Genomic DNA, 25,865 nt, shown 5'->3' with positions numbered 1-25,865 from the left:
GTCACCCGGCGTCGCCGGTCGCATCGTCGACGATCGCGCCGCTGTCGACGTCGACTTCAGCGACATTGACCGGAGTCTCCGTGATCATCAGATACTCCGAGACCTGCGGCGACGAGGTCAGCTGCGCGTTCACGTGGAAGTCGGAGCCGTCCCTGGACGCGACGAATTCGACTGTCAGCGGATCCGACTCGAGATCCCCGAATTCCCCGCAATCGCCGAGCGGGGTACCGTCGGGCTGGATATAGAGCAGACAGTACTCGGCCGCGCCGCGCACGGCCGTCCAGATCGGCTGCCCGGCGTAGTACCCGACGACGTAGAGCGAGTCGGCTCGGTACCCCGCGTCCTGCAGATCCGCCGCGATGGTGCGCTCCTCGTCGTTGGCGTAGCGTTCGGTCGTCGAGCCGACGCTGCGGTGTCCGCTCAGCGAGACCGCCGGGCGCCCATCAGGACTGAACGCGAGGCTGGCGAACGTCACATCGATATAGTCGCCCGCGTCATCGGAGACGATATCGAGTGCCGCGGAGACGGGATACGAGCTCAGAGAATCCGTCCGCGAGCACGACGTCTCCACCTCGTCGCCTCCGCCGTCCAGGACGAGACACGTCTGCGCGCCCTGACTCTTCGTCACGTACCACGCGAGCACGCCCTCGCGCTCCCCCAGCGCGATGAGCGACCCGGGGTCCGTCCCCTCCGGCGCGATCTGCTCGCCACGCGCCTGCTGTTCGGCGGTGACGGCGACGGATGCCGGGGTGTGCAGGGATTCGGCGATCGCCCATCCGGCGCCGAGTCCGACGAGCAGCAGCGCCGCACCGGCAGCGAGCGGTACCCAGGGAGAGCGCCGCTTCGCCCTCGGCGCGGGGTCGGTGATCCCAGCATCCTCCGCGGCGCCGACGCCGGGCGCCTCGGGACCGGCGGCATCCGCAGGGCTGACGACGTCCGCCGCGGGCTCCGTGACGGACGTCGCAGGCACGGACTCCGGCTCGGCTGCGGCGGACTCCGCCGCCATGACCCGTTTGTCCTCGAGCTCATGCAGGCGCGTCGCCTCCGCAGCGGACAGGCCGTCGCCGGGCGCGTACGCCCGGCGCTGCAGTTCCCGCAGCTCCGCCGTCTCCCCCGATGACAGCATCCGATTACCCGAACGTCCCGGGTTGCAGCGCCGCCCAGATCAGCCAGCCGGCACTGTAGATCGTCGCGATGCCGCCCAGGACGAGAGCCCAGACCGCGATCGCCTTGCTCTCCAACGGCCGCCGCAGCGACATGATCGCCGCGATCACGGCGACGACCGCCACCGGGATGCCCCAGCCGACGAAGAAGGAGGCCACCAGTGCGACGATCGCGGCCAGCAGCGCCCACGGCGCGAGTCGCGAGTTGTCCTGCCCGATCGGCTCGGTGACGCTGGGCTCCCACGATCCGACGGCGTCTGGGTCCGGACCGCTCGCGACCACGGGTTCGATGCCGACCGGCCCCGTGGGAAGCTTCGTGTACCCCTCTCGCCTCGCCCCTGGCAGTCGCGCCGCACCAGCGGGCTTCTCGACGTCGGGGCTGGCGCCCTCCACACGGGGTTCTCCCGGCTGCGCGCTCACGCGGCGGCCTCCGCCCGTTCGGCGATCTGGATCTCGGTCACCGGCAGAGTCGAATCAGCCCCGAACGCCAGCGTGGACGGGCGGCGACCCGACGAGATCAGCTCCGCGGCGAGCGCCGCGATCATGGCGCCGTTGTCCGTGCACAGCGACAGCGGCGGGATCCGCACGGTGACACCGGCGGCCTCCGCGCGCTCCAATGCGACCTCGCGCAGGCGACGGTTGGCGATGACGCCTCCGCCGAGCAGCAGTCTCGGCACGCCGAGCTCCTGACAGGCGGCGAGCGCCTTGGTCACCAGCACGTCGACGACCGCTTCGCGGAAGCTCGCCGCCACGTCCGCGACCGGCACTGGTGCACCGTCCGCCTCGCAGCGCTCCACCCACCGCGCCACCGCGGTCTTCAATCCGGAGAACGAGAAGTCGTACCGATGCTTCGCCATATCGGATGCTCGGGAGAGCCCCCGAGGGAAGCGGATCGCCTTCGGGTCGCCGTCGACGGCAGCCCTGTCGATCTCCGGCCCGCCCGGATACGGCAGCGACAGCAGGCGCGCGACCTTGTCGAACGCCTCCCCCGCGGCATCATCCATGGTCTCGCCGAGCAGTTCGACGTCCGTGGTCAGGTCGCGCACGTGCAGCAGCGACGTATGGCCGCCGGACACGAGCAGCGCGATGGTCGGATACTCCAGCGGCTCGGCATCCGGAGTCAGGATGTCGGCCGCGATGTGCCCGACGAGGTGATTGACCGCGTACAGCGGCTTGTCGAGCGAGACCGCGAGCCCCTTCGCCGCGCCGACGCCGACCATGAGGGCACCGGCGAGCCCGGGCCCCGAGGTGACTGCGATGGCGTCCAGATCCTCCAGGCGCACCTGCGCCTCGGCCAGCGCGGCTTCGATCGAGGGCTGCAGCGCCTCCAGATGCGCGCGAGCCGCGACTTCGGGCACGACGCCGCCGTAGCGCGCGTGCGCGTCCATGCTCGAGGCGATCGTGTTCGACAGCAGCGTCCGCCCGCGGACGATGCCGATCCCGGTCTCGTCGCAGCTCGTCTCGATCCCGAGCACCAGAGGTTCGCTCATGCCGTGGCCTCCTTCGCTGCCGCCGCGTCGCCCGATCCGGAGGAGTCCGCTCGATCGGGAGGAGCGGTCTGCCCGTTCGGGTCCTCCGTTTCGCGCGTCGTCCTCCCGTTCGGATGCCGAGCCGTCCATGCTCGCAGATCCAGGCGCATCACGATCGCGTCGACGCCGTCCGGCTGGTAGTAGCGCGGGCGTCGTCCCAGTTCGGTGAACCCTTCCGACGCGTAGAGTCCCGCAGCCCCCGGGTTGTCGGCGCGGACCTCCAGGAACACCTCGCGGGCACCCCGTGCGGATGCCTCGGTCAGCAGGTCCGTCAGCAGGGCGCGCCCTCGCCCTGCACCGCGGTGCGCTTCGAGCAGGGCGATCGTCTGGATATCGGCATCCGCTGATCCGCGCACCGAGCGCAACCCGGCGTAGCCGACGATGTCGCCGTCCTGCTCGTCGACGAGGTAGTGACTGTATTCGCCGGTGAGCTCGGCCGCCATGGTCTCGGAGCTCCAGGCGTCGGTCGGGAAGGACGCGTTCTCGATCGCCATGATGGCGTCGAGATCCGCAGGCGTCGCACGACGGATCATGCGCCCACCTTCTTCGGCGCCCCTGGCACCGTCACGTCGGGCTGCCGCAGATACAGCGGCTCCTGGCCGGCGAGCGTGCGGTCCGCACCCCGGGCCCGCAGGCCGACGCGCGCGAGAGCCGCACCGTCCAGCCCGGTCGCCTCGACCGCGCGGATGCCGTCCAGATGCGCGTCGGCATCCGCACGGGGCACGAGGATCGTGTCGGCGACGACGTTCGGGATGCCGTCGGCATCGAACCCGTCGAACACCGTGATCGCGACCTCGCGGCGGCGGGCATCGGTGATGACCGCGAAGCGACCGGCTTCGGCATCCCGCTCGAGCTCGGTCAGCGCCGGGGCGAAGTGGCTCGGAACAGGAATGACGTCGACGCCACGGCCGAGCGCGAATGCGCGCGCCGTGGCGATGCCGATGCGCAGACCGGTGAAGGGTCCTGGCCCCATGCCGGCGACGACGTGCTCGATGGAGCCTTGGCCCGCGTCGTCGAGGGCGCGACGGAGAAGATCGCCGATGACCTCGGCGTGGCCGAGCGGATCAGGACTGGAGGCGTCGGCGAGGCGCACTCCGTCGCCGTCGACGATGGCGACGGCCGAGCCCAGCGAGGTGTCGACAGCGAGGATCACGCTTCCCAGGGTAGTCGGCCCCGCAGCGGTCACCGCTCGACGCGGGTGATCTCCACGAGACGCGGGGCGTCGGCATCCAGATCCTCGTCCGCGATGCCGTCGGCGCCGCCGATCGGCCGGGAGAGCTCGATGTCCCACCAGGCATCGGCCACGGCATCCGCCATGCCGCGCCCCCACTCGATCACGACCACCGATCGCGCGAAGTCGATGTCGAGGTCGTCGAGTTCGGCGGCGGACCCGAGACGGTAGGCATCCACGTGCACGAGCGGTGCACGTCCGACGAGCGAGGGGTGCGTCCTGGCGATCACGAAGGTGGGGCTCTGCACCGGTCCGCGGACGCCGAGGCCCTCCGCGAGGCCGCGCGTGAAGGTGGTCTTGCCCGCGCCGAGCGGCCCGGTGAGGACGATCAGGTCGCCGGCCTCCAGCTGCTCGCCGATGCGGAGCCCGAGCTGCTCCATCTCCTCGGCTGTGGCGATCTCGCGATGGCCGAGGAAGGCCGGATCGAGGCTCACGCGCCCCGCCTCGGAACCCGAGGGCCGATGCGCGTGACGATCTCGTAATTGATCGTGCTCGCGGCGTTCGCCCACTCCGTCGCCGACGGCACTCCGAGTGTGGGGTCGCCGAACAGCACGACCTCGTCTCCCACGGCGACAAGCGTGTCTCCGACGTCCACGACGAACTGGTCCATCGCGATGCGTCCGGCCACCGTGAAGCGTCGCCCGCCGATCGTCACCGGGCCGCGGTCCGATGCCTGCCGAGGCACGCCGTCGGCGTAGCCGAGGGGGACGAGGGCGAGCGTCGTGTCGCGGTCCGTGCGGTGCACGTAGCCGTACGAGACGCCGGTCCCGGCAGGGACTCGCCGCACGGCTGCGACGGCCGCACGCAGCGTCATCGCCGGCCGCAGTCCCAGTTCGCCGGACGAGCGGTCGTCGAAGGGCGACAGACCGTAGAGTCCGATGCCGATGCGGACGGCGTCCAGACGCGACTCGGGCAGGTCGATCGCCGCCGCTGTGGCCGCGATGTGCAGGATCTCGGCATGGATGCCGAAGGATGCCGCGGCCTGCACGCCCTCGTCGAACCGCGCCAGCGCCGTGCGGTCGTCCTGCGGGGACGTGTTGGAGAGGTGGCTGAAGAGCCCCACGATCCGGACGCGGCCGATGCGCTCCAGACGCGCGGCCTCGGCGAACACCCGCTGCCAGTCGCGTGGCGCGACCCCGTTGCGGCTCAGTCCGGTCTCGAGCTTGAGATGGATGCCGACGGGACGGTCGACGGACGCCGCATTGCCCGCGGCCTCGAGCTGATCGAACGACGAGATGCCGACCTCGACATCCGCGGCGGCGGCTTCGACGAACGTCTCCCCCGGCTGGTGCAGCCAGGCCATGATCGGCGCGTGGATGCCCTGTCGTCGCAGAGCCAGCGCCTCGGCGATCTCCGCGACGCCGAGGCGGTTCGCGCCGCCCGAGAGCGCAGCGACGGCCGCGGCCGCGGCTCCGTGGCCATAGGCATCCGCCTTGACGACGGCGATGACATCGACGCCTGTGAGCGCACGGAGGTGCCGCACGTTGTCGGCGATCGCGTCGAGGTCGATCCTCGCCTCGCGGAACGGAACGGTCACAGCGGCACTCCTTCCGCCACGACGAACGCGGCCGCGAGGCCGGCGTCGTGGCTGAGCGACAGATGGAGGGTCAGGATGCCGCGGTCCGCGACGACGTCGGCGGTGCTGCCGCTGAGGTCGAACCGCGGACGCCCCGAGGGCTCCGAGGCGACCTCGATGTCGATCCAGCGCACGCCGTCCGAGCCGCCGAGGGCCTTGATGAGGGCCTCCTTGGCGGCATACCGCGCAGCGAGAGAAGGCAGGCGCAGCGTCCGCTCGGCCGGGGCGAACAGACGCTCCATCAGACGCGGTGTACGCGTCATCGTGCGCTCGAAGCGCGCGATGTCGACGATGTCGATGCCCGTCCCGATGATCACCGATTCAGCCTACCCGGGCACGCGCTTCCGCTGACGGTCGGCCCGGATGCATGGAGATTCCCCGCAGGCAGGGCCGTTCATGGTCGAACCGCCAGACAACCGGGATTCCTTCCGACATCCGTGCCCGGTCACCCGCTCTGCACAGGCGAGCGATTCGCGAAGTTGTCCACAGTTCCGGGATACTCCGGCTCCGATGAGAAGCCCGCCTGGAAGATCGAGCCATGCACTTATCTCCGTTGATACACGCGCACGGCGGCATCGCCCGAGGATCAGAGCTCAGCGCATTCGGCTGCACGCGTAAGCAGCTCTCGATAGCCGTTCGCAACGGCGAGATCAGGCGACTGCGCCCGGGCGTCTTCGCCACATGGACCGCCGACGAGGATGCTGTGACGGCTGCCGCGCATGGCGGCGCACTCACCTGTTCGACCGCGTTGCGACTGCATTCCGTCTGGGTGCTCGATACCGATGAGCATCCGCACGTGTGGCTTGGCGCAGGAGGGCGACGGTTCGCGCACACCCCGTGCACGTGCATTCAGCATTTCCGGACAGGGCCGATGAAACTCGGTGTCGCGCCGGTCGAGCATTCCCTGGTGCACGCGTTCGCTTGCCATGGGGAAGAGTTCTTCTTCGCGGCCTTCGAATCCGCCTGGAACAGACGGCTCATCGGGCGAGATGTCCGCGCGCGCATCAGGCGAGCGCTCCCGGCATCCGCCAGATGGCTCGTCGATCTCGCCCGTGACGACGCGGAGAGCGGGTTGGAATCGCTCGTGCGCCTCCGGCTCCACCTGCTCGGCATCCGGGTTCGAACACAGGTCGATATCGACGGTGTCGGACGCGTCGACTTCGTGATCGAGGACCGCATCATCCTCGAAGCGGACGGCAAGGAGAATCATGCGAGCTCGACGCAGCGGCATCGGGATTTGTCGCGGGATGCCGTCGCATCACGCCTCGGCTACGAGACGCTTCGCTTCGACTACGCGCTCATCATCCACGAGTGGGACACCGTCATCGCCGCGATCACGGCTGCTCTCGCTCGCGCGCGGGCGTGACCAGGCCGGAACCGAGCACAAATGCATGGAGAATCCCCGCTTGCATGAGCGTTCACGGCCGAACCGCCAGACATCCGGGATTCTTCCCGATATCCGTACCCCTGGGCCGGCGTAGGCACCGGGTATGACGCGTGCGGACGAGCCGCCCGGCTCACTCCACCGTGACGGACTTCGCCAGGTTGCGCGGCTGGTCGACATCGAGACCCTTGGCCGTCGCCAGCGCCATCGCGAAGATCTGCAGCGGGACGACGGCGAGCAGCGGCTCGAACAGGGCACCGGCGAGCGGGATGCGGATGACCTCGTCCGCGAACGGCAGCACAGCGGCGTCGCCCTCTTCGGCCACGACGATCACACGAGCACCGCGGGCGCGGATCTCCTGGATGTTCGAGACGACCTTGGCGTGCACCAGGGCGGAGTGCCGCGGCGACGGCACCAGGACGAACACCGGCTGCCCAGGCTCGATGAGCGCGATCGGGCCGTGCTTGAGCTCGCCGGCGGCGAAGCCCTCGGCGTGGATGTAGGAGATCTCCTTGAGCTTGAGCGCGCCCTCGAGAGCGATCGGGTACCCGACGTGACGACCCAGGAACAGCACGGAGCGGGTGTCGGCCATCCAGCCGGCGAGCTGCGCGACGTGCTCCTGCTCCTCGGCGAGCACCTTCGCGACCTTCTCGGGCAGCGCCTGGAGCTCGGCGACGTCGGTCGAGGCATCCGCCATCGTGCCTCGGACACGACCCATGTGCAGGCCGAGCAGCAGCAGTGCCGTGATCTGCGCCGAGAACGCCTTGGTCGAGGCGACCGCGACCTCGGGACCCGCGTGCGTGTAGACGACGGCATCCGACTCGCGCGGGATCGTCGCGCCCTGCGTGTTGCAGATCGACAGGGTGCGCGCGCCGCGCTCGCGGGCGTACTTGACCGCCATCAGCGTGTCCATCGTCTCGCCGGACTGGCTGATCGACACCACGAGGGTGTCCTCGCCGATCACCGGGTCGCGGTAGCGGAACTCGTGCGCGAGCTCGACATCGACGGCGACACGGGCCCACTGCTCGATCGCGTACTTGCCGACGAGGGCCGCATACGATGCCGTGCCGCACGCGGTGATGATGACGCGGTTGATGCCGGTGAAGAGCTCGTCCAGACCATCCAGTTCGGGGATGATCACCTGACCGTCCTGGATGCGTCCGAGGATCGTCTTCGCGACGGCCTCCGGCTGCTCGGCGACCTCCTTGGCCATGAACGACGACCAGCCGCCCTTCTCGGCGGCCGCGGCATCCCAGGACACGTCGAACGGCTCGGCCTCGACCGGAGTGCCGGCGAAGTCGGTGACGGTCACCTCGGAGGGGGTGATCGAGACGATCTGGTCCTGACCGATCGCGAGCGCCTTGCGGGTGTGCTCGACGAACGCGGCGACATCGGAGCCGAGGAAGTTCTCGCCCTCGCCGAGGCCGATGACCAGCGGAGAGTTGCGGCGGGCGCCGACCACGAGACCCGGCCGGTCCTGGTGCATCGCGAGCAGGGTGAACGCGCCCTCGAGACGGTTCACGACGTTGCGGAACGCGAGCTGCAGGTCGCCGCCGTTGTTCGCGTACTCCCGGCCGAGGAGAGCGGCAGCGACCTCGGTGTCCGTCTCGCTGCGGAAGCTCACGCCGTCGGCGAGGAGCTCGTCGCGCAGCACCGAGAAGTTCTCGATGATGCCGTTGTGGATGACGGCCAGCTTGTCGTCGTCGGCGAGATGCGGGTGGGCGTTGACGTCGGTCGGACCGCCGTGCGTCGCCCAGCGGGTGTGGCCGATGCCGGTGGTGCCGTCCGCGAGCGGGCTTTCGCCCAGCGAGTCGCGCAGCATGCCGAGCTTGCCCGCCTTCTTGCGCATGCCGAGATCGCCGTTCTCATCGATGACGGCGATGCCGGCGGAGTCGTAGCCGCGGTACTCGAGACGGGCGAGGCCGGCGAGAAGGATGTCCTGGCTGGGCCGCGGGCCCACGTATCCGACGATTCCACACATGCTCACAAGGGTAAGCGGGGAATTTTGCGAGGGTGCCGAACAATACGTGCCCGTCGCGGATCAGAGCTTGCGCAGCAGCACGCTCTCCACGTCGTGGTCGGCGCCCTTGTTCAGCACGAGCGTCGCTCGGTGCTTGGTCGGCATGACGTTCTCGACGAGGTTGGGCATGTTGATGTCGTTCCAGTAGCCCATCGCCGTCTGCACGGCTTCCTCATCCGTGAGGTGGGCGAACACGTTGAAGTAGGAGGACGGATTGCTGAACGCGCCCTGGCGGAGCGCGAGGAAGCGGTCGACGTACCAGCTCGCGATGTGCGAGGTGTCGGCGTCGACGAAGATCGAGAAGTCGAACAGGTCGCTGACCGCGACGTCGTTCGGCGCCGGCGGCGGCTGCAGCACGTTGAGCCCCTCGACGATCACGACATCGGGGCGGCGGACGACGACGTGCGCATCGGGGACGATGTCGTATCGCATGTGCGAGTAGAACGGCGCGCGCACCTCCGGGGCGCCCGACTTCACCTCCGTGAGGAACGACAGCAGGGCGCGGCGGTCGTAGGACTCGGGAAAGCCCTTGCGCTCCATGAGTCCGCGGCGCTCGAGCTCGGCGTTCGGATACAGGAAGCCGTCGGTGGTCACGAGCTCCACGCGCGGTGTGCCGGGCCAGCGGCTCATCAGCTCGCGCAGCAGGCGCGCGATCGTCGACTTGCCGACCGCGACCGAACCGGCGACGCCCACGACGAACGGCGTCGTGGTGTCGTCCTCCTGGAGGAAGTCGCTCGTCGCCGCCCCCAGTCGCTTCGTCGCCGTGGCGTACAGGCTCAACAGGCGACTGAGCGGCAGGTACACCTCGCGCACCTCGGTGAGGTCGAGTCGGTCTCCGATGCCGCGGATCTCGACGACCTCCGTCTCGCTCAGCGGCTGATCGAGATCGGCCGCGAGTCGCGCCCATTCCGCGCGATCGATCTCCCGGTAGGGGGACAGCGGGAGCGTGGGGTCGACGGTGGTCACGGCATCCATCGTATCCGCGGCCAGGCGGGTGCCGCTCAGTCGACGATCCGCAGCTCCGCGACGACCTCCAGTGCGTCCGCCGACGATCCAGCCGCGATCCGGTACTCGCCCGGCTGCACACGCAGCGCGCCGTGGTGCAACCAGTCGTCGACCGCGCCATCCACCCGTGCATCCGCATCCCACACCGCGAACCGCGCAGTCTGGAACGAGATCTCCACCTCGGCGGTCTCCCCCGGCTCCAGCCGCACCCGGCGGTAGCCGAGCAGCAGGCGTCGCGCCGGCGGGATCGGCAAGTCGGCGGGGGCGAGCCCGTAGAGCTGCACGAGCTCCTCCGCCGCCCGCTCGCCGCGATTGGCGACGCGCACGGTCGCGGTGGCCTCCCCCTGCACCCCGAACGCCGGATGCCGGTGCGACGGCTCTCCCGCGCCGACCTCGGACGCGGACACCGAAACGCCCTCGTACACGACCTCCGAATAGGTCAGGCCGTGCCCGAACGCGAACGCGTACGGTTCGGGCTGATGCCGATACGTCGCCTGCTGCCGCTGCGTGTCGTAGTCGAACAGGTCGCCGGCCTGCGCCGGATCCGCCGGCCACGACTGCGCCAGACGCCCCGTGGGTTCGCGGTCGCCGCTGAAGACGTCGGCGATGCCGTGCCCGAGCTCCTGACCCGCATGGCTCGACCACACGACGGTCGCGGCGTCCGCCGCATCGCCCAGCACGTACGGGTAGCTCGACACGATCGTGAGAATCGTCGGCGTGCCGGTCTCCTGAGCGGTGCGCCAGATCGAGGTCGCCGCCTCCGGCAGATACAGGTGAGGGCGGTCCTCGGTCTCGCGGCCCGCGAGGTGCGGATCGTTGCCGACGACCACGACGGCGAGATCCGCGGATGCGGCGGCATCCGCCACCGCCTGCGCACCGGAGCGCACCGTGCGCACCGCGAAGCGCTCGGCGCGATCGAGGGTCACGCCCTCGGCCAGCACGATGCCGACCTCGCGTGAGATGCGCACCCAGCGGCCCGAGCCGAGGTGCAGCAGCGACCAGGTCCCGTCCGCGTGGACGTGCTTGCGGAAGCTCTCCTGCACGACCCAGCCGCCGACCCGCTCCGCGTCGGCGCGCATCGGCCACGCGCCGCCGGTCAGGAGTCGCCCCGACGCGTGCGACCGCAAGGTGAGGATGCCGTCGCCCCAGTCCGTCAGATCCCACAGCGCGTCGTCCGACGCCACTGAAGCCGATGCCGCGACCTGCGCCCCCGTCTCGTCGGAGCGCACGTAGGCGCCGTTGCTCGTGGCCCGCAGCGCGATGGTGTCCGCGCCCGTCTCGACGCGCACCTCGGCATCCGGATAGCGGTCGGCGAGTCCGCGGGCGACGCCGACGGCGTACGGCGGAGTCCCCGAATACCAGTCCGTCAGGACGAGATCGGCGAGCTGCCCGACCACGGCGATCGACCGCGGTGCCGCGAGCGGCAGGACGCCCGCGTCGTTGCGCAGCACCACGACCCCAGCACCGACGGCCTCGCGGGCCAGGTCTCGCGCGGCCGGCACGTCGATGTCATCCATGCCGATTCCGGCATACGGGTCCTCGTCGCCGTCGAACTCCCCGCTTCGCACCCGCATCTCGAGCAGCCGGAGCGCCGCGCGGTCGATGTCGGCCTCGTCGAGGAGACCGGCCTCGAGCGCGGCGCGCAGGTTCGTCAGCGTGGGCGTCGCATCCGCGTCATTGTCGGTGAACGAGTCCATGCCGCTGCGCACGAGCGCGGCGGCGGCGTGCGCCATGTCGGGCTGCGCGCCCTGGACGGACACGACGAACGTGGGTGCCCCGGCGTCCGACATGATGGCCAGCGAGCCGGGCGCCCAGCTGCGCGCCTCGTCGGTGAGTTCCGGCTGAGTGTGCGCCGGCGAGCCGTTGACCTGGTTGTAGGCGAGCATGATGCTGCCGGCGGCCTCGGCCTCGATCGGCCCGCGGAACGCCGGCAGCTCCTCCTCGTGCAGCGTCCGCGGCGACATGTTCGACGACGTCGCCGACCGGTCGGTCTCGTTGCTGTAGGCGAGGAAGTGCTTGAGTGCCGGCACCGTCTTCCAGACCCGTTCGTGGCGTCCGCGCAGGCCGCGGGAGTACGCCGTGCCGAACGCGGCGGTCAGGTGCGGGTCCTCGGAGTAGCCCTCCTCGTTGCGTCCCCAGCCGGGGTGACGCAGCGTGTTCACGACCGGGGCCCACACGTTCAGGCTCACGAGCGGATTCTCGGCGCGCTTCGCGCGCACCTCGGTCGAGGCGACGTCGCCGACGCGCTCGATGAGGTCGGCATCCCAGGTCGCCGCCAGCCCGACCGGCTGCGGGAAGACGGTTGCCGTCCCGAGCCAGGCGGCACCGTGCAGCGCCTCGCACCCGGTGCGGTACTCGGAAACGCCCAGACGTTCGATCGCGGGTGCGGCCTGGTGCAGCATCGCGAGGCGCTCGTCGAACGTCAGGCGAGACAGCAGGTCTGCGGCGCGGTCGACCACGGACGCGGTCGTGTCGCGGAACAGCATCAGGGGGTCTCCTCGATCGTGATCTGCAGTTCGCCTGCTCCGTCGGCGGTCGCCGACACGGCGCCGGACGACAAGGACCAGGATGCCGCGGCATCCGTGCTGGAAGCGATGATCCGGTCGCCGTCGCGACGGACCCGGAACGTCGTCGCGGCCGTGCCGTCGCGAGCGGGCACGGTGGTGACCTGGTCGTACCCGTCCGGAAGCGCGAAGCAGCGCAGCGTGACGCCGTCCGCCCAGTCGTAGTCGGGTCGGTCGTCCACGGCGCCCCAAGGGAGCACGGTGCCAGGACGCACGCGCAGCGGCACCGACAGGTAGTCGTGCTGCTCCTGCACCCAGCGCCGGCCATCCGCCTCGGAGCCGTCCAGCAGCGACGTCCAGCGGCCTGCGGGCAGGTAGTACTCGCTGTGGCCGTCGGCGTCGAACACGGGGGCGACGAGCAGGGCGTCACCGAGCATGTACTGCGTGTCGGCGTCGAAGCCGCTGCGATCGTCGGGGAACTCCAGCACCATCGGCCGCATCATCGGGATGCCGGAGGACGCCGCCTGGTCGGCCGCACCGGCCAGATAGGGCATGAGGCGCATCTTCAGCTTCGTGAACAGGCGCGTGACGTCCACCGCCTCCTCGTCGAACTGCCACGGCACACGGAACGAACTCGATCCGTGCAGACGCGAGTGCGATGACAGCAGACCGAACGCGAGCCACCGCTTGAAGAGCCCGGCATCCGGCGTGCCCTCGAAGCCGCCGATGTCGTGGCTCCAATACCCGAAGCCGCTCATCGAGAGCGAGAGACCTCCGCGCAGGGACTCCGCCATCGACAGGAAGGTCGAATCGCTGTCGCCGCCCCAGTGCACAGGGAACTGCTGCGTGCCGGCGGTCGCCGACCGCGCGAACAGCACAGCCTCCCCCGCGCCTCGACGCCGCTCGAGCGCGCGGAACACGACCTCGTTGTACAGCCGCGGGTAGTGGTTGTGCATGCGGACGGGATCCGAGCCGTCGAACCAGACGACGCCTTCAGCGGGGATCCGCTCGCCGAAGTCCGTCTTGAAGGTGTCGACGCCCTGATCCATCAGGCGCTCGATGTGGCCGACATACCATTCGGCGGCTTCCGGGTTCGTGAAGTCCACGATGCCCATGCCCGCCTGCCAGAGGTCCCACTGCCAGACCCCGCCATCGGTGCGCTTGAGCAGGTATCCCTTCTCGGCTGCTTCGGCGAACAGCTTCGAGCGCTGCGCGATGTAGGGGTTGATCCAGGCCGAGACCTTGAGGCCGCGCTCGTGCAGGCGTGCGAGCTGCCCCTCCGGGTCAGGGAACATCCGCGGGTCCCACTCGAAGTCGGTCCACTGGAACTCCCGCATCCAGAAGCAGTCGTAGTGGAACACGCTCAGCGGCAGGTCGCGCTCGGCGAACCCGTCGATGAAGCCGTTCACTGTCGCCTCGTCGTACTCGGCCGTGAACGACGTCGTCAGCCACAGGCCGAACGACCACGCAGGCACCCGTGCCGGGCGCCCCGTGAACGCGGTGTACCGGGTCAGGACATCCTTCGGCGTCGGGCCCGCGAACACGTAGTAGTCCAGCGTCTCGCCCGGCACCGAGAACTGGACGCGCGAGTTGACCTCGCTGCCGACCTCGAACGACACCCGGTCGGGGCTGTCCACCAGGACGCCGTAGCCGCGGCTGGTGATGTAGAACGGCACCGACTTGTAGGACTGCTCGCTCGAGGTGCCGCCGTCGGCGTTCCAGGAATCGACGACCTGGCCGTTCTTCGCGAACGCGCCGAAGCGCTCACCGAATCCGAACACGCGCTCGCCCGGCTCGATCGAGAGCTGCTGGTGCACCCAGGTGTCACCGGCACGCGTCGCAGGGCCGCCGTCGGCGCGGAACGAGTCGTCGGCGGTGAAGTGCCCGATCGAGCGCGGCAGCGATCGGGTCAGCACGCGTCCGTCCTGCTCGAAGCGCACGTCCCAGCCGCCGTCGCGGGAGACGACCACCCGCAGGTCGCCGGTCTCCAGCACGCCCTGCGTGTCGTCGACCGACATCGCGGGCACGAAGCCCGCCTCGGGGAACGTCTCGAAGTCGGGGCCGGCGTGGGCGCGGCCGGCGTGACGCTGCACGCGGACCTTCACGACGCCGGATGCCGGGGACGAGAAGGTGACCGTCAGCATGGGCCGGTTCAACGTGTCGCCGCGGTGGCGGATCACGGTGGTCGGAGCGTAGACCGTCATGGTCCCGGCATCCGCGTCGATGCGGATGTCGTCGACCTCGGCCGCATAGAGCGGGGCCAGACCCGGTCGGGTCAGCCAATAGCCATCGGTGAACTTCACCAGGTGCGCCTTTCTGTCAATGCTCGCACTTCGCCGGGCGCGATGCCGACGGAGCCGTTCGTCTCTTCTCCGGTGAGCAGGTCGATGTGCGCCCCGTCCACCGCGATGTCCATGGGTGCGTCCGCGTGGTTCAGCAGGAACAGGACGTCCCCGCGGCGGACCGCCTCGAGGCCGTCCGGCAGGATGCCCGCAGGGGCGCCGAACGCGTCGACGACACCGGCCGCCGCGAGCACGTCGCCGAGCAGAGCCGAAAGCGTGTCGTCGTCCACCACCGCGCCCAGGTACCAGGCCGCTCCGGCGCCGACCGCGTGCCGGGTGATCGCGGGAACGCCCTCGAGCTCGCGGCGGGAGTGGCGCGCCAGGACCTCGGCCCCGTCGGCGCGCAGGCGCTCGGCGAGGATGCTCGCCGACGGCTGAACGACGGTGCGACCGGCATCCCACCGCTCGTCCGCGACCAGCGGGCTGCCGGCGTCCGGCACGGCGCCCCACTCCTCGGAGCTCGCCCCGAGGAGGCCCCGCAGCAGAACCGGCGAACGGCCGGTGAGCACCTGCGCGTTCTCGTCCGCGACCCCGCTGAACGGTCCGACGACGACCTGCGCGCCGGCCTCGACGGCTGCGCCCAGCGCCTCGACTGTCGCAGGCGTCACGATGTAGGAGTGCGGGACGAGGATCGTCCGGTAGCCGACCAGGTCGGATGCCGCCGACACCACGTCGGCGGCGACACCGCGTCGCCACAGCTCGCGGTACCAGCGCGTGATCTCGGTCATCGTGCGCAGGCGTTCGGTCGGCCGCGCCGGCTCCTCGCCGGCCCACCAGGACGACCAGTCGAACAGGATCGCCACCTCTGCCGAGACGCCGGTGCCCGCGACGGAGGACAGCTTCTTCAGGTCCTCGCCCTGGCGGCACACACCGCGGAAGACGTCGGAGTCGGCCCCCGCGTGCGGAAGCATCGCGGAGTGGAAGCGCTCGGCGCCGGCCCTGGCCTGACGCCACTGGAAGTAGCAGACCGCATCGGCGCCGCGGGCGACGGCCTGCAGCGAATCACGGCGTGCGCGCAGCGGTGACTTCGGCAGGTTGTGCTCCCGCCAGGACGTCGCGCTGATCGCCTGCTCCATGAGCACCCACGACCGCCCGTCGCCGAGCGAGCGCATGAGGTCCTGCACGAGCGCGATGTCGGCCGGCGCCTGCGGCGAAGCGGGGTCGGGGTACTGATCGTCGGAGACGACGTCGACCTCGTCCGCCCACGACCAGTAATCGGTGAGCGCGTGGAAGCCCATGAAGTTCGTCGTGATGGGCTGGGTGGCACCCGCGTCGCGGATGACGTCCCGCAGCTCGCGGTAGCACTCCAGCAGCTGATCCGAGCTGTACCGGCGGAAGTCCAGCGACTGGGTCGGGTTCACCAGATACGGCATGCGCCGCGGCGGCAGGATCTCGTCGAAGGAGGCGTAGCGCTGAGACCAGAACGCCGTGCCCCATGCGTCGTTGAGAGCCTCGATCGAGCCGTAGCGGCGATGCAGCCAGAGCCGGAACTCCCGCGCCGCCTCGTCGCCGTGATCGACTTGGCCGTATTCGTTGCCGATGTGCCACATCCGCACGGCGGGGTGGTCCGCGTACCGCTCGGCGAGATCGCGCGTGATGGCGGCCGCGTGCTCGCGGTAGACCAGGGACGCGGGCGAGAACTGGTTGCGCGATCCGGGGATCAGACGCACGCCGTTGCGATCGACCGGCAGCGTCTCGGGGTGGCGGATGCCGAGCCACGGCGGCGGCGACGCGACCGGCGATGCGAGGTCGACGGCGATGCCGCCCGCGTGCAGCAGATCGAGCACCTCGTCCAGCCAGCCCCACTCGCGTGCACCGGGTACCGGCTCGATCATCGCCCAGCTGAAGACGCCGACCGTGACGAGGTTCACGCCTGCCTGCTGCATGAACGCGACATCTTCGCGCCACACCTCGGGGGACCACTGCTCGGGGTTGTAGTCCCCGCCGAAGCCGAGGCCGCGCTCGGCGATGAGCGCGTCGAATGCGCGGCGGGGCGCGGTCGTCGTTGACATGGTTTTCCGGTTCTGGATCGAGTTGTCGAAGCGTTTCAACAACGAGACCATATACTAGCCAACGTGCCGATGTCCATCGAGGCCGCAGACGCCCTCCACACTTCTCACCACGACCGACACGTCGAGGCCGCAGACGCCCTCCACCTGCTGCGGCTCGACCGCCCCGCCGAGCGGTGGACCGCGGCGTTCCCGGTGGGCGATGGCATCCGCGGGGCCATGTGCGAAGGTCGCGTCGGCGCCGAGCGCCTGCACCTCAACGACATCACGGCCTGGTCTGGCGCCCAGGGCGCGGACCCGCTGGCAGGTGTCGAGGATCGGGACCCCGCCGTGCTCGAGGCCGCACGCGCGGCGATCGCCCGCGGCGAGGGCGACGAGGCGGAACGCCTGGTGCAGCGCCAGCAGACCCCGTGGTCGCAGGCGTTCATGCCGCTGGGCCACGTCGACATCGACGTCGTGGACGTCACCGGCGACAGCGCGAGCCTGCAGCGCGCCCTGGACCTGCGCACGGCCATCGCATCGCACGAGTACGCCTCGGATGCCGGCCGCATCCGGCACGAGACCTGGGCGGATGCCGCGGTCGGCGCGATCGTGCACCGCATCGTCGCCGAGCAGCCGGTCCGCCTGCGCGTCTCGGCCGACGGCCTGCTCCGCCTGCGCAGGACAGAGCACGCCGACGGCGCACTCGGCATCGAGTGGCATCTCCCGATCGATGTTGCGCCTGGGCACGCGCACGCCGCGGAGCCCGTCCGGTACGACGAGGCTCTCGGACGCACGGCGGCGATCTCGATCCACTCGGCCGTCGCAGCGACGGCGGACGACGGCATCCTCACCACGGATGCCGCGCGCGAGCACCTGCTGCTGATCGGCACGGCCACCGCGCCGGGGCTCCCCGACGAGCCCGTCGATGCCCGCGGAGCGATCCAACGGGCCGCTGTCACCACGGCATCCGGTGCCGAGGAATTGCGGGAGAAGCACATCGGCGCGCACCGGGAGCTCTACGCGAGGTGCGCGCTCGAGCTGCCGTCGGCACCGGGTGCGGCCGGCCTGCCTGTCGACGAGCGGATCGCGCTCGCGCAGACCCGACCGGACGAGGGCCTCGCCGCACTCGCATTCCACTACGGTCGCTATCTGCTCATCTCGTCGTCGCGCCGCGCCGCGATTCCGCTGACGCTGCAGGGCATCTGGAACGCGGAGCTGCCCGCTCCGTGGTCGAGCGCGTACACCTCGAACATCAACCTCGAGATGGCGTACTGGCCGGCGGACGTGACCGGTCTGCCGGAGTGCCTCGAGCCGCTGCGGGCCTTCGTCGGCCGGGTCGCCGCGACCACGGGTCCCGTCGTCGCCCGAGAGCTGCACGGCGCCGACGGCTGGACGATGCACCACAACTCGGATGCCTGGGGCCACGCCGCTCCGGTCGGAGGCGGCTCCGGCGACCCGTCGTGGGCATTCTGGCCGCTGGGCGGCGTGTGGCTCAGCCTGCAGCTGTGGGACGCGTTCACGTTCGACGTCGATGTCGAGCGTCTGCGGGCCGAGATCTGGCCCGTGCTCGAGGGCTCCGCGCGCTTCGCACTGAGCTGGATCCGCACCGACGGCACTCGGGCCTGGACGAGCCCGTCCACCTCTCCCGAGAACCGCTACCTCGACGATGCCGGCGTGCCGCGAGCACTCGGCGAATCCACCACGATGGACGTCACGCTGCTCCGAGAGCTCTCCGCCGTGTGCGCGAAGGCGGCCGCTGCGCTCGGCCTCTCCCCCGACTGGCTCGGCGAGCTCGCGCAGGTGACGGCGCTGCTGCCCGAACTGCGCGTCATGCCGGACGGACGTCTCGCGGAGTGGGACCGCGATCTCCCGGATGCCGAGCCGTTGCACCGGCATCTGTCCCATCTGGTGGGACTGTACCCGCTCGCCGCCATCACGCCGGACGGCACCCCCGAGCTGGCAGAGGCCGCCGCGGAGGCCATTCTGGCGCGCGGGGCGGAGTCCACCGGCTGGGCGCTCGCGTGGCGGATGTCGATGTGGGCGCGGCTCGGCGACGGCGAGCGCGTGCACGACCAGATCCTGATGTCTTTGCGCCCGGCGCAGGATGCCCACGGTCAGCGCGGCGGCGTCTACGACAACCTGTTCAGCGCCCACCCGCCGTTCCAGATCGACGGGAATCTCGGCCTCACCGCCGGCATCGCCGAAGCGCTCGTGCAGTCCCACGCCGGCGATGCCGAGCACACGATCATCCGCGTCCTGCCCGCCCTGCCGCCCGCGTGGGCCGATGGCGCCGTCCACGGGCTGCGCGCTCGCGGAGGCGTGCAGCTCGCACTGACGTGGGAGCAGCACCGCGTCGCCCGGGTACGATTGCGCTCTGACACCGCGCGCGCTGTCGTGATCTCGGGCCCCGGCATCGACGAGACCACCCTGACGCTTCAGCCGGGAGAAGAGACGATCATCGAGCCGAAGGAGCCGAGATGGTGACGATCGCCGAGGTCGCACGCGCCGCGGGCGTGTCGATTTCCACCGTGTCCTATGTGATGAGCGGCAAGCGGACCATCTCGCAGGAGACCAGGGACCGCGTCGAGCAGGCCATCGCCGACCTGAAGTACAGCCCGCACGCCAGCGCCCGTTCGCTGGCTTCTCGGTCGACGAACGTCATCGGGCTGCAGGCGCCGCTGCGCGCCGGCGTCGACGTGCACGTCGTGATGGAGATCGTCGCCGGCGTCGTGCGCGAGGCCAGAGCCAACCAGTACGACATCCTGCTGCTCACGAGCGACGACGCAGCCGGCCTCAGTCGCGCGGCGCGCGCCTCCATGGTCGACGCGCTGCTGGTCATGGACATCGAATCCGACGACCCGCGCATCGCGACTCTCGAGGAGCTCGAGACGCCCGCTCTGCTGATCGGCCTCCCCGCGGGTGCGGACGGGATCGCGTGCGTCGACTTCGACTTCGAGGCTGCCGGCCGCCTCGCCGCGTCCCGCCTCGCCGAACTCGGCCACACGCACGTCGCGCTCATCGGCGCTCCGGAGGAGGTCATGGCGCGGCATACGTCGTACGCGGATCGTCTGAATCGCGGCTTCCTCACGGCCGCGGAGGAGCTCGGACTGGATGCCGGGGTGCATGCCTGCCCGAGCAGCCAGGAGTCCGTCGCCGCCGTCGACGCGATCCTCACCGAACGCCCCGATGTCACGGGCATCCTGTTCCACAACGAGGGCGCGCTGCCGTACGTCGCGGGTCGCCTCGGCTCGGGCATCGACGGCCGCGAGCTGGACGTGATCGCACTGTGCCCGGCGAACGTCGCCCGAACCGTCCCGACGCTCACCGACAGCATCGACGTCCCCGCCGAGGAGCTCGGCGTCAGCGCGACCCGCGCGATCCTGCAGCTGCTCGAGGGCCGCGATCTGCCGCCCGTCCAGCTGCTCGCTCCCCGTCTCGAATCCGCTTCGGATGCCGCGGCATCCGCCTCCGCATCATGAAGATCGACCCGGAGAGCCGATCTCTCCAGGGGATGTCGTCGTTCCTCGGGTTCATCGCCCTGAACGTGATGTACCTCGCGTCGTGCATTCCGATCGTGACGATCCCGGCGGCGACGAGCGCGCTGTACGAGGTGATGATCCGCTACTCCGACGACGAGAGCGGCCGACCGGTGAAGGACTTCTTCCCCGCGTTCGGCCGCAACGTCGTGCGCGCCAGCCTGCTCGGGTTGATCCTCGGCGTTCCGATGCTGTTGCTGGCCGCGAGCGCAGTGTTCTGGGCGTCCCACCCGAGCCTGCTGGCGGGCGCCGCGACCATCGTGGCGACCATCGCCGCGATCTACCTGTTCGCCGCCTTCCTGTTCGCGATGGCACTCACCGCCGTGTTCACGACGACGGTGCGTCAGACGCTCAAGAACGCGCTCCTGCTGCCCGCCGCCGAGCCGGTGCGCACATTCGGCATCCTGCTCATCCCGATCGCCCTGGTGTGCATCACCATCGTGTTCCCGATGTTCGGCGTCGTCCTGGTCACGATCGGGTTCTCCATCGGCGCGTACGCGACGGCTTTCCTGTTCCGCAGCGTCTTCGCCCGCCGCGGCTGACGCACGCACGCGAAAGGGGCCCGGCGCGAGCCGGGCCCCTTCGTCGCTCAGGCGGAGCGGCTACTCCGCGAACTCCTTCGCCACCGCTTCACGAGCATCGTTCTGCTCCTTCGCGCGATCGAGGTCGACCTCGAGGACGTCCTCGTAGCCGAGGCCCTTCGCGGTCTCCTGCAGCTCGGACCAGAGCTTGTCGAAGTCGGCCTCGCTCTCGGCGAACGTGGCCTGCCACGAGTACTGCACGACCAGTGCCTTGACCTGATTGCGCAGGGCTTCGGTCTGCGAGTCGTCGGCGGGGGCCGTGTAGCTGGCCCCGGGGGCGACGAGAAGTTCGTCGTTCGCCTTCAGGTACTCCATCGTCGACGTCGAGTCGTCCATGTGCGCCGACCAGTCGGCCTTGAGCTCGTTCTGCGTGAGCTCCTGGTAGTGCGGCCAGAACTGGTAGTTGTATTGCAGTCCCGTCGCCTCGTCGATGTCGTTCGGGAGGACGGCGCTGACGTTCAGGGTCGAGGTGCCGTCGATGTAGCTGCCGCCGCCCCACTCCTCGGGGACCGTCGCGTCGCCGGTGAGGAAGACCTCCTGGCCGAACTCGGTCAGTTTCGGCTGCCCGTCGTCGCCCATCTCCCATGTGAGTCCCTCAGGACCTGCCGCACCCTGCGTCTGGCTGTTGTTGGTGTAGGTGCCCTCGGTGGAGTAGAGCCAGTCGATGAAGGCCGCGATCCGCTCCGGGTCCTCGGCCTTCGAGCCGATCGAGAAGACCTGCTTCCCGCCGTACGCCTCGGCGCCGTACGAGAAGATCTCCTGGTCTTCGATCGGCACGAGCATGAATCCGGTGCCCGCGTTCATGTTGTCCTCGGTGTTGTACGCGGACTGGCCGAGCCACGGCCACCACGAGTAGAGGACCTGCCCGTTCTGGAACTTCGACCACAGCGTGTCGTAGTTCTGGGTCGTCGACTCGGGGTCGACCAGGCCCATGCGGTACGCCTCGTTGTAGAACTCCAGGACACGGTGGTATTCGCCGTCGTCGTCGAGGATGCCCTGATAGTCCGAGCCGTCTGCCTTCGCCAGCGCGAAGCCGAGCTCGTCATAGCCGTAGTAGGTGATCGGCTGCTTGGCATTGTTCATCATGTTGCCGTCCCAGTCCTTGAACAGGGAGAGGGCGTACACCTTCTTGCCGTTCGGCGCGGTGGGCTGGAGGTCCTGCATGTCCTTCAGGACGGGCAGCAGGTCCTCGAGCGTGCCGATCTCGGGGTAGTCGAGCTGGGAGTAGAGGTCCCAGCGCAGGTACGCGCCGAAGGTCGGCTCCAGTCCCTCGCTCGGTTCGGTCGGCAGGATGCTGGAGACGGAGGTCGGGAAGGCGTACACGCCGTCCTTGCCGTCGTTGAGCTTGTCGACGGCCTTGTCGAAACGCTCGAGACTGTCCATCGCCGAGTAGTACTTGGACGAGTCGAGCACCAGACCGCCTTCGATGAGCTCGTCCAGCTTCTCGCCCTTGTCCGTGACGATGAGATCGCCCAGGTCGCCCGCCGAGACGCGGGTGTTGTACAGGGTGTCGCCGCCGCCGGCGACGTTCGGGGCGATGATGTTCAGCTTCATGTTGAACTTCTCTTTGACGAGCTCGCCGAACCATCCCTCCTGCATGCCCATGTAGTTGGCGAGGCCGTCGAACACGTCGATCGTGATCTCCTCCTCCCACTCGGTCGGGAAGGCGTCGACCTGCGACTCCTCTGTTTCGGCCGGGTCGCCGCTGCATGCGGCCAGTGAACCGACCGCGAGGAGTGCGACCACTCCGAGCGCGGCTTTCCTCTTCAGCTTCATTGCTTTCCTTTCTGTGGTGCGTGGTGCCGGGATCCGTCAGCCCTTGACGGCGCCCAGCATGATGCCCTTCACGAAGAAGCGCTGGAACAGGGGGTAGATGAAGATGATCGGCAGGACGACGAGCACCGACACGGTCATGCGGATCGAGGTCGGCGTCTGGGATGTCGCCGCCGACACGATGCCGCTCAGGTCGCCGCCGGCGTTCTGCGCCGCCTGCGCGAGGCTGGATGCCTGGTTGATGAACATGTAGAGCAGGTACTGCAGCGTGTACAGGCTCTGATCCGTGATGTAGATCAGGGTGTCCTGGAAGCTGTTCCACTGCGCCACCGCGGAGAAGATGGCGACCGTCGCGAGGATCGGCGTCATGTTCGGCAGATAGACCTTGAAGAAGATCTGCACGATGTTCGCACCGTCCAGCTCTGCGGCTTCCTGCAGCGATTCCGGCATCGACTCGACGAAGGTCTTCACGAGGATGATGAAGAACGGCTGCACGATGAACGGCAGCACGTACACCCAGAAGTTGTTGGTGAGGCCGAGCGTCTTCATCACGATGAAGACCGGGATGAGACCGGCCGAGAAGTACATCGTGATGATGAGGAAGCGGTACCAGAACTGCCGGGCCCACATCTTCTTCTGCGTGAACATGAACCCGAGGAACGCGGACGCCAGGACGGTGAAGACGGTCCCGATCACGGTGCGCGCGACGCTGACGACGGCGGCGAGCGGCAGTCCGTTGAGCTTGAACACCTCTTTGTAGTTGTCGAGGTGCACGTCGATCGGCCAGAGCCGCACGTCGCCGAGAGCGGAGACGTCGTTCGCGCTGATCGAGTTGATGATGAGGTAGTAGAACGGATAGGCGCACAGGACGACCAGGAGCGCGAACACCGTGTAGTTCACGATCGCGAACATCACGTCGCCGCCGTGCCGTTCGGCTTCCGGCTTGCGGCTCTTCGGCCCGGTCGGACGGACGGGGCGCTTGGGGGGTGCGGTCAGAGCGGTCATGGCGCGCCTCTCAGACGATCGATTCGCCGCGCACGCGCTTGGCGATGGCGTTGACGGTGAACAGGAGGATGACCGAGACGATGCTCTTCAGCATCCCGATCGCGGTCGCCATCGACAGGCTGTTGCCCGTCATGCCGATGTTGTACACGTACAGGTCGAGCACCTGGATCCATTCCTTGTTGAACGCGTTCTGGAACACGTAGTACTGCTCCATGCCGTTGTTCAGAAGGTTCGCGATCGAGAGCAGCAGCAGCACGAGATACGTCGGCATCAGCTGCGGGATCGTGATGTACCACATCTTCTGGAAGCGCCCGGCGCCGTCGATCTCGGCCGACTCGTACAGCGACTGATCGATGCCGGCGATCGCGGCGAGGTAGATGATGGCGCCCCAGCCCAGCCCCTTCCAGATGCTCCACAGCGTCATGGTGAGCCAGACGTTCTGATCGGTGTCGAGGAACTTGATCGGTGCGGTGATGATGCCCCAGTCGCCCAGCACGTTGTTCACGAGGCCCGAGCTGGAGAACAGCGAGAAGGCGATCATGTAGACCAGCACCCAGGAGATGAAGTTGGGGAGCGTCGTCAGCGTCTGCACGGCGTTGCGGAACCACGGCGCGCGGATCTCGTTGAGGAAGATCGCGAAGGCCAGCGGCAGGACGCTGGTCGCGATGCCGAGGAAGCTGATCGCCAGGGTGTTCATCATGACCTGCGAGATCTGCGCGACCTGCGTCGGCGAGCTCACGAGCATCTGGAACCACTGCAGGCCGACGAACTCGCTGCCGGACAGACCGAGCGCCGGCTTGTAGTCGTACAGCGAGTAGACCCAGCCGTACAGCGGGAAGTACGAGAAGAGGAAGGCGAGAAGGATGAACGGCAGGATCACCAGGAACATGCCGAACGATTTGCGGCCGCCGGCCTGTTGCCGGTCGCGGCGCCTGCGTCGCCTGCGCGACGGATTCTCGACATCATCGAGTTGCGTGACCATGGTCTCGGTCAGGGTCGTGGTCGTCATCGTGCCATGCCTTGCGCGTCGGGGGCGTCCTCGCCCGCAGATTTGTCGAATCGCTTCGATTGAATAAACCACGTCGGTGACTGTTCGTCAATCTTCGCGGCGTCACACCCGGGTAACGATCCGAGAGCGCTCCCATGTTCGAGTGGCATCGAAACGCTTCGACACCAAGATAGGCGCTCGCGTCGATCAGCGCAACCTCGCGTCTCGCGTTTCGCGAATGATCCGCTCGAGCCGCTACCGTGATGCCGTGCCTTTGACTGATCTCACCCTCGACGAGCTCGAGACCTACCGTCCTGTCGTCGCCGAGCCGGACGGCTTCGACGCATTCTGGGAGCGCACGCTCGCCGAAGCACGCAGCGCGGCGACACCGCCGACGCTGACGCCGGCCGAGACCCCCGTGACCCAGCTCATCGTCGAGGATCTCACCTTCGGCGGCTTCGGCGGCGACCCGATCCGCGCCTGGGTGACCCGCCCACGGAGCGAGGAGGCGCTCCCGACGATCGTCGAGTACATCGGATACGGCGGCGGCCGCGGCATCCCGGGCGAACGCCTGCAGTGGGCATCCGCCGGGTACGTGCACGTGCTGATGGACACCCGCGGCCAGGGTGCGAACTGGGGCAGCGGCGGAGACACCCCTGACCCGCACGGGTCGGGATCCGCAGCGACCGGCTTCATGACGCGCGGGATCGAAGCCCCGGAGACGTACTACTACCGCCGGCTGTTCACAGATGCCGTCCGCGCCGTCGACACCGCACGGGAACTGCCGTTCGTGCGCGCGGACCGCGTCAGCGTGACCGGCGGCAGCCAGGGCGGCGGCATCTCGATCGCCGCGGCCGCCCTGCATCCGGATGTGTTCGCCGCGATGCCCGACGTGCCGTTCCTCTGCCACTTCCGCCGGTCGGTCGAACGGACTCCCGACCACCCGTACGCCGAGATCGAACGCTACCTCGCCGTGCATCGCGACCGGGTGGATCAGGTGTTCGAGACGCTGTCGTACTTCGACGGCGTGAACTTCGCGCGCCGCATCCGCCAGCCCGCACTGTTCTCGGCCGCGCTCATGGACGGCATCGTGCTGCCCTCGAGCGTGTACGCCGCGTACAACCATCTGGCATCGTCGGATGCCGAGATCGAGGCGTATCCGTTCAACGGCCACGAGGGCGGACAGCTCGCCCAGTGGGTGCGGCAGGCGCGCTGGTTGGCCGAGCGCGTGTAATCG

21 protein-coding genes are annotated in these 25,865 nt (G+C 69.2%); 5 read left to right on the top strand and 16 right to left on the bottom strand.

Annotated elements, in window-relative coordinates:
* Position 1 precedes the first annotated feature (1 nt).
* From AC3ANJ_RS05110 to AC3ANJ_RS05075, 8 genes are read right to left on the bottom strand one after another with little or no spacing between them, the layout of a single operon-like run.
* The gene (locus AC3ANJ_RS05110; protein WP_488318528.1) at positions 2 to 1,126 is read right to left on the bottom strand and encodes a hypothetical protein; all 1,125 of its coding nucleotides are present in this window, start codon (positions 1,124 to 1,126) and stop codon (positions 2 to 4) included.
* A gap of 4 nt (positions 1,127 to 1,130) precedes the next feature.
* Positions 1,131 to 1,583 (bottom strand): hypothetical protein, encoded by a 453-nt coding sequence (locus AC3ANJ_RS05105; protein ID WP_488318527.1) that lies wholly within the window; start codon positions 1,581 to 1,583, stop codon positions 1,131 to 1,133.
* Positions 1,580 to 2,653 carry a tRNA (adenosine(37)-N6)-threonylcarbamoyltransferase complex transferase subunit TsaD gene (tsaD, locus tag AC3ANJ_RS05100; protein WP_488318526.1) on the bottom strand — a complete coding sequence of 358 codons (1,074 nt, stop codon included), beginning with the start codon at positions 2,651 to 2,653 and terminating at the stop codon, positions 1,580 to 1,582. Before tsaD ends, AC3ANJ_RS05105 begins: the two co-directional genes overlap by 4 nt.
* Entirely contained in the window at positions 2,650 to 3,225 is a 576-nt protein-coding gene (gene rimI, locus AC3ANJ_RS05095) for a ribosomal protein S18-alanine N-acetyltransferase (protein ID WP_488318525.1), read from the bottom strand. The genes tsaD and rimI overlap by 4 nt, the downstream gene beginning before the upstream one ends.
* A complete protein-coding gene (tsaB, locus tag AC3ANJ_RS05090; RefSeq protein ID WP_488318524.1) occupies positions 3,222 to 3,845 on the bottom strand; it encodes a tRNA (adenosine(37)-N6)-threonylcarbamoyltransferase complex dimerization subunit type 1 TsaB in 624 nt (207 codons plus the stop codon). Before tsaB ends, rimI begins: the two co-directional genes overlap by 4 nt.
* Before the next feature lie 29 nt (positions 3,846 to 3,874).
* Complete coding sequence (tsaE, locus tag AC3ANJ_RS05085; RefSeq protein ID WP_488318523.1) at positions 3,875 to 4,357, bottom strand: tRNA (adenosine(37)-N6)-threonylcarbamoyltransferase complex ATPase subunit type 1 TsaE; 483 nt, start codon at positions 4,355 to 4,357, stop codon at positions 3,875 to 3,877.
* Positions 4,354 to 5,460, bottom strand: coding sequence for an alanine racemase (alr, locus tag AC3ANJ_RS05080; RefSeq protein ID WP_488318522.1), 1,107 nt, complete (start codon positions 5,458 to 5,460; stop codon positions 4,354 to 4,356). Before alr ends, tsaE begins: the two co-directional genes overlap by 4 nt.
* A complete protein-coding gene (locus AC3ANJ_RS05075; protein WP_488318521.1) occupies positions 5,457 to 5,816 on the bottom strand; it encodes a holo-ACP synthase in 360 nt (119 codons plus the stop codon). Before AC3ANJ_RS05075 ends, alr begins: the two co-directional genes overlap by 4 nt.
* Before the next feature lie 221 nt (positions 5,817 to 6,037).
* On the opposite strand from AC3ANJ_RS05075, the gene AC3ANJ_RS05070 reads away from it, so the two are divergent.
* Positions 6,038 to 6,865, top strand: coding sequence for a DUF559 domain-containing protein (locus tag AC3ANJ_RS05070; protein WP_488318520.1), 828 nt, complete (start codon positions 6,038 to 6,040; stop codon positions 6,863 to 6,865).
* A gap of 151 nt (positions 6,866 to 7,016) precedes the next feature.
* On the opposite strand, the gene glmS is transcribed toward AC3ANJ_RS05070, so the two are convergent.
* From glmS to AC3ANJ_RS05045, 5 genes are read right to left on the bottom strand one after another with little or no spacing between them, the layout of a single operon-like run.
* The gene (glmS, locus tag AC3ANJ_RS05065) at positions 7,017 to 8,864 is read right to left on the bottom strand and encodes a glutamine--fructose-6-phosphate transaminase (isomerizing) (protein WP_488318519.1); all 1,848 of its coding nucleotides are present in this window, start codon (positions 8,862 to 8,864) and stop codon (positions 7,017 to 7,019) included.
* A 60-nt stretch (positions 8,865 to 8,924) separates the two neighbouring features.
* A complete protein-coding gene (coaA, locus tag AC3ANJ_RS05060) occupies positions 8,925 to 9,878 on the bottom strand; it encodes a type I pantothenate kinase (protein WP_406246347.1) in 954 nt (317 codons plus the stop codon).
* 26 nt (positions 9,879 to 9,904) lie between these two features.
* Positions 9,905 to 12,394 (bottom strand): glycoside hydrolase family 3 C-terminal domain-containing protein, encoded by a 2,490-nt coding sequence (locus AC3ANJ_RS05055; RefSeq protein ID WP_488318518.1) that lies wholly within the window; start codon positions 12,392 to 12,394, stop codon positions 9,905 to 9,907.
* Entirely contained in the window at positions 12,394 to 14,715 is a 2,322-nt protein-coding gene (yicI, locus tag AC3ANJ_RS05050) for an alpha-xylosidase (RefSeq protein WP_488318517.1), read from the bottom strand. The genes AC3ANJ_RS05055 and yicI overlap by 1 nt, the downstream gene beginning before the upstream one ends.
* Positions 14,712 to 16,766 (bottom strand): beta-galactosidase, encoded by a 2,055-nt coding sequence (locus AC3ANJ_RS05045; RefSeq protein ID WP_488318516.1) that lies wholly within the window; start codon positions 16,764 to 16,766, stop codon positions 14,712 to 14,714. The genes yicI and AC3ANJ_RS05045 overlap by 4 nt, the downstream gene beginning before the upstream one ends.
* Before the next feature lie 69 nt (positions 16,767 to 16,835).
* On the opposite strand from AC3ANJ_RS05045, the gene AC3ANJ_RS05040 reads away from it, so the two are divergent.
* The 3 genes from AC3ANJ_RS05040 to AC3ANJ_RS05030 are packed head-to-tail and all read left to right on the top strand — an operon-like array spanning position 16,836 to position 20,823.
* Positions 16,836 to 19,229, top strand: coding sequence for a glycosyl hydrolase family 95 catalytic domain-containing protein (locus AC3ANJ_RS05040; RefSeq protein WP_488319231.1), 2,394 nt, complete (start codon positions 16,836 to 16,838; stop codon positions 19,227 to 19,229).
* A complete protein-coding gene (locus AC3ANJ_RS05035; protein WP_488318515.1) occupies positions 19,223 to 20,224 on the top strand; it encodes a LacI family DNA-binding transcriptional regulator in 1,002 nt (333 codons plus the stop codon). Before AC3ANJ_RS05040 ends, AC3ANJ_RS05035 begins: the two co-directional genes overlap by 7 nt.
* Positions 20,221 to 20,823 (top strand): YesL family protein, encoded by a 603-nt coding sequence (locus AC3ANJ_RS05030; RefSeq protein ID WP_488318514.1) that lies wholly within the window; start codon positions 20,221 to 20,223, stop codon positions 20,821 to 20,823. Before AC3ANJ_RS05035 ends, AC3ANJ_RS05030 begins: the two co-directional genes overlap by 4 nt.
* 60 nt (positions 20,824 to 20,883) lie before the next feature.
* Here the strand turns inward: AC3ANJ_RS05030 and AC3ANJ_RS05025 are convergent, their stop codons facing one another.
* The 3 genes from AC3ANJ_RS05025 to AC3ANJ_RS05015 are packed head-to-tail and all read right to left on the bottom strand — an operon-like array spanning position 20,884 to position 24,649.
* On the bottom strand, positions 20,884 to 22,638 hold the full coding sequence (locus AC3ANJ_RS05025; RefSeq protein ID WP_488318513.1) for a type 2 periplasmic-binding domain-containing protein: 1,755 nt from the start codon (positions 22,636 to 22,638) through the stop codon (positions 20,884 to 20,886).
* A gap of 36 nt (positions 22,639 to 22,674) precedes the next feature.
* A complete protein-coding gene (locus AC3ANJ_RS05020) occupies positions 22,675 to 23,640 on the bottom strand; it encodes a carbohydrate ABC transporter permease (RefSeq protein WP_488318512.1) in 966 nt (321 codons plus the stop codon).
* A gap of 10 nt (positions 23,641 to 23,650) precedes the next feature.
* Positions 23,651 to 24,649, bottom strand: a complete 999-nt coding sequence (locus AC3ANJ_RS05015; RefSeq protein WP_488318511.1) for an ABC transporter permease — start codon at positions 24,647 to 24,649, stop codon at positions 23,651 to 23,653.
* Between the two features lie 247 nt (positions 24,650 to 24,896).
* On the opposite strand from AC3ANJ_RS05015, the gene AC3ANJ_RS05010 reads away from it, so the two are divergent.
* Positions 24,897 to 25,862 carry an acetylxylan esterase gene (locus AC3ANJ_RS05010; protein ID WP_488318510.1) on the top strand — a complete coding sequence of 322 codons (966 nt, stop codon included), beginning with the start codon at positions 24,897 to 24,899 and terminating at the stop codon, positions 25,860 to 25,862.
* Positions 25,863 to 25,865: the final 3 nt, after the last annotated feature.

It is taken from the genome of Microbacterium sp. STRO-1N (assembly GCF_057748015.1).
The sequence above is the reverse complement of the archived record's forward strand: the minus strand, read 5'-3'. Positions and strand labels throughout refer to the sequence as shown.

Coding starts and splice junctions, on each gene's coding strand:
- tsaD (WP_488318526.1), bottom strand. CDS start 2,653: ATGAGCGAACCTCTGGTGCTCGGGATCGAGACGAGCTGCGACGAGACC.
- AC3ANJ_RS05020 (WP_488318512.1), bottom strand. CDS start 23,640: ATGACCGCTCTGACCGCACCCCCCAAGCGCCCCGTCCGTCCGACCGGG.
- AC3ANJ_RS05040 (WP_488319231.1), top strand. CDS start 16,836: ATGTCCATCGAGGCCGCAGACGCCCTCCACACTTCTCACCACGACCGA.
- AC3ANJ_RS05045 (WP_488318516.1), bottom strand. CDS start 16,766: ATGTCAACGACGACCGCGCCCCGCCGCGCATTCGACGCGCTCATCGCC.
- AC3ANJ_RS05025 (WP_488318513.1), bottom strand. CDS start 22,638: ATGAAGCTGAAGAGGAAAGCCGCGCTCGGAGTGGTCGCACTCCTCGCG.
- AC3ANJ_RS05110 (WP_488318528.1), bottom strand. CDS start 1,126: ATGCTGTCATCGGGGGAGACGGCGGAGCTGCGGGAACTGCAGCGCCGG.
- AC3ANJ_RS05070 (WP_488318520.1), top strand. CDS start 6,038: ATGCACTTATCTCCGTTGATACACGCGCACGGCGGCATCGCCCGAGGA.
- AC3ANJ_RS05055 (WP_488318518.1), bottom strand. CDS start 12,394: ATGCTGTTCCGCGACACGACCGCGTCCGTGGTCGACCGCGCCGCAGAC.
- AC3ANJ_RS05015 (WP_488318511.1), bottom strand. CDS start 24,649: ATGACGACCACGACCCTGACCGAGACCATGGTCACGCAACTCGATGAT.
- glmS (WP_488318519.1), bottom strand. CDS start 8,864: ATGTGTGGAATCGTCGGATACGTGGGCCCGCGGCCCAGCCAGGACATC.
- AC3ANJ_RS05030 (WP_488318514.1), top strand. CDS start 20,221: ATGAAGATCGACCCGGAGAGCCGATCTCTCCAGGGGATGTCGTCGTTC.
- coaA (WP_406246347.1), bottom strand. CDS start 9,878: ATGGATGCCGTGACCACCGTCGACCCCACGCTCCCGCTGTCCCCCTAC.
- AC3ANJ_RS05035 (WP_488318515.1), top strand. CDS start 19,223: ATGGTGACGATCGCCGAGGTCGCACGCGCCGCGGGCGTGTCGATTTCC.
- rimI (WP_488318525.1), bottom strand. CDS start 3,225: ATGATCCGTCGTGCGACGCCTGCGGATCTCGACGCCATCATGGCGATC.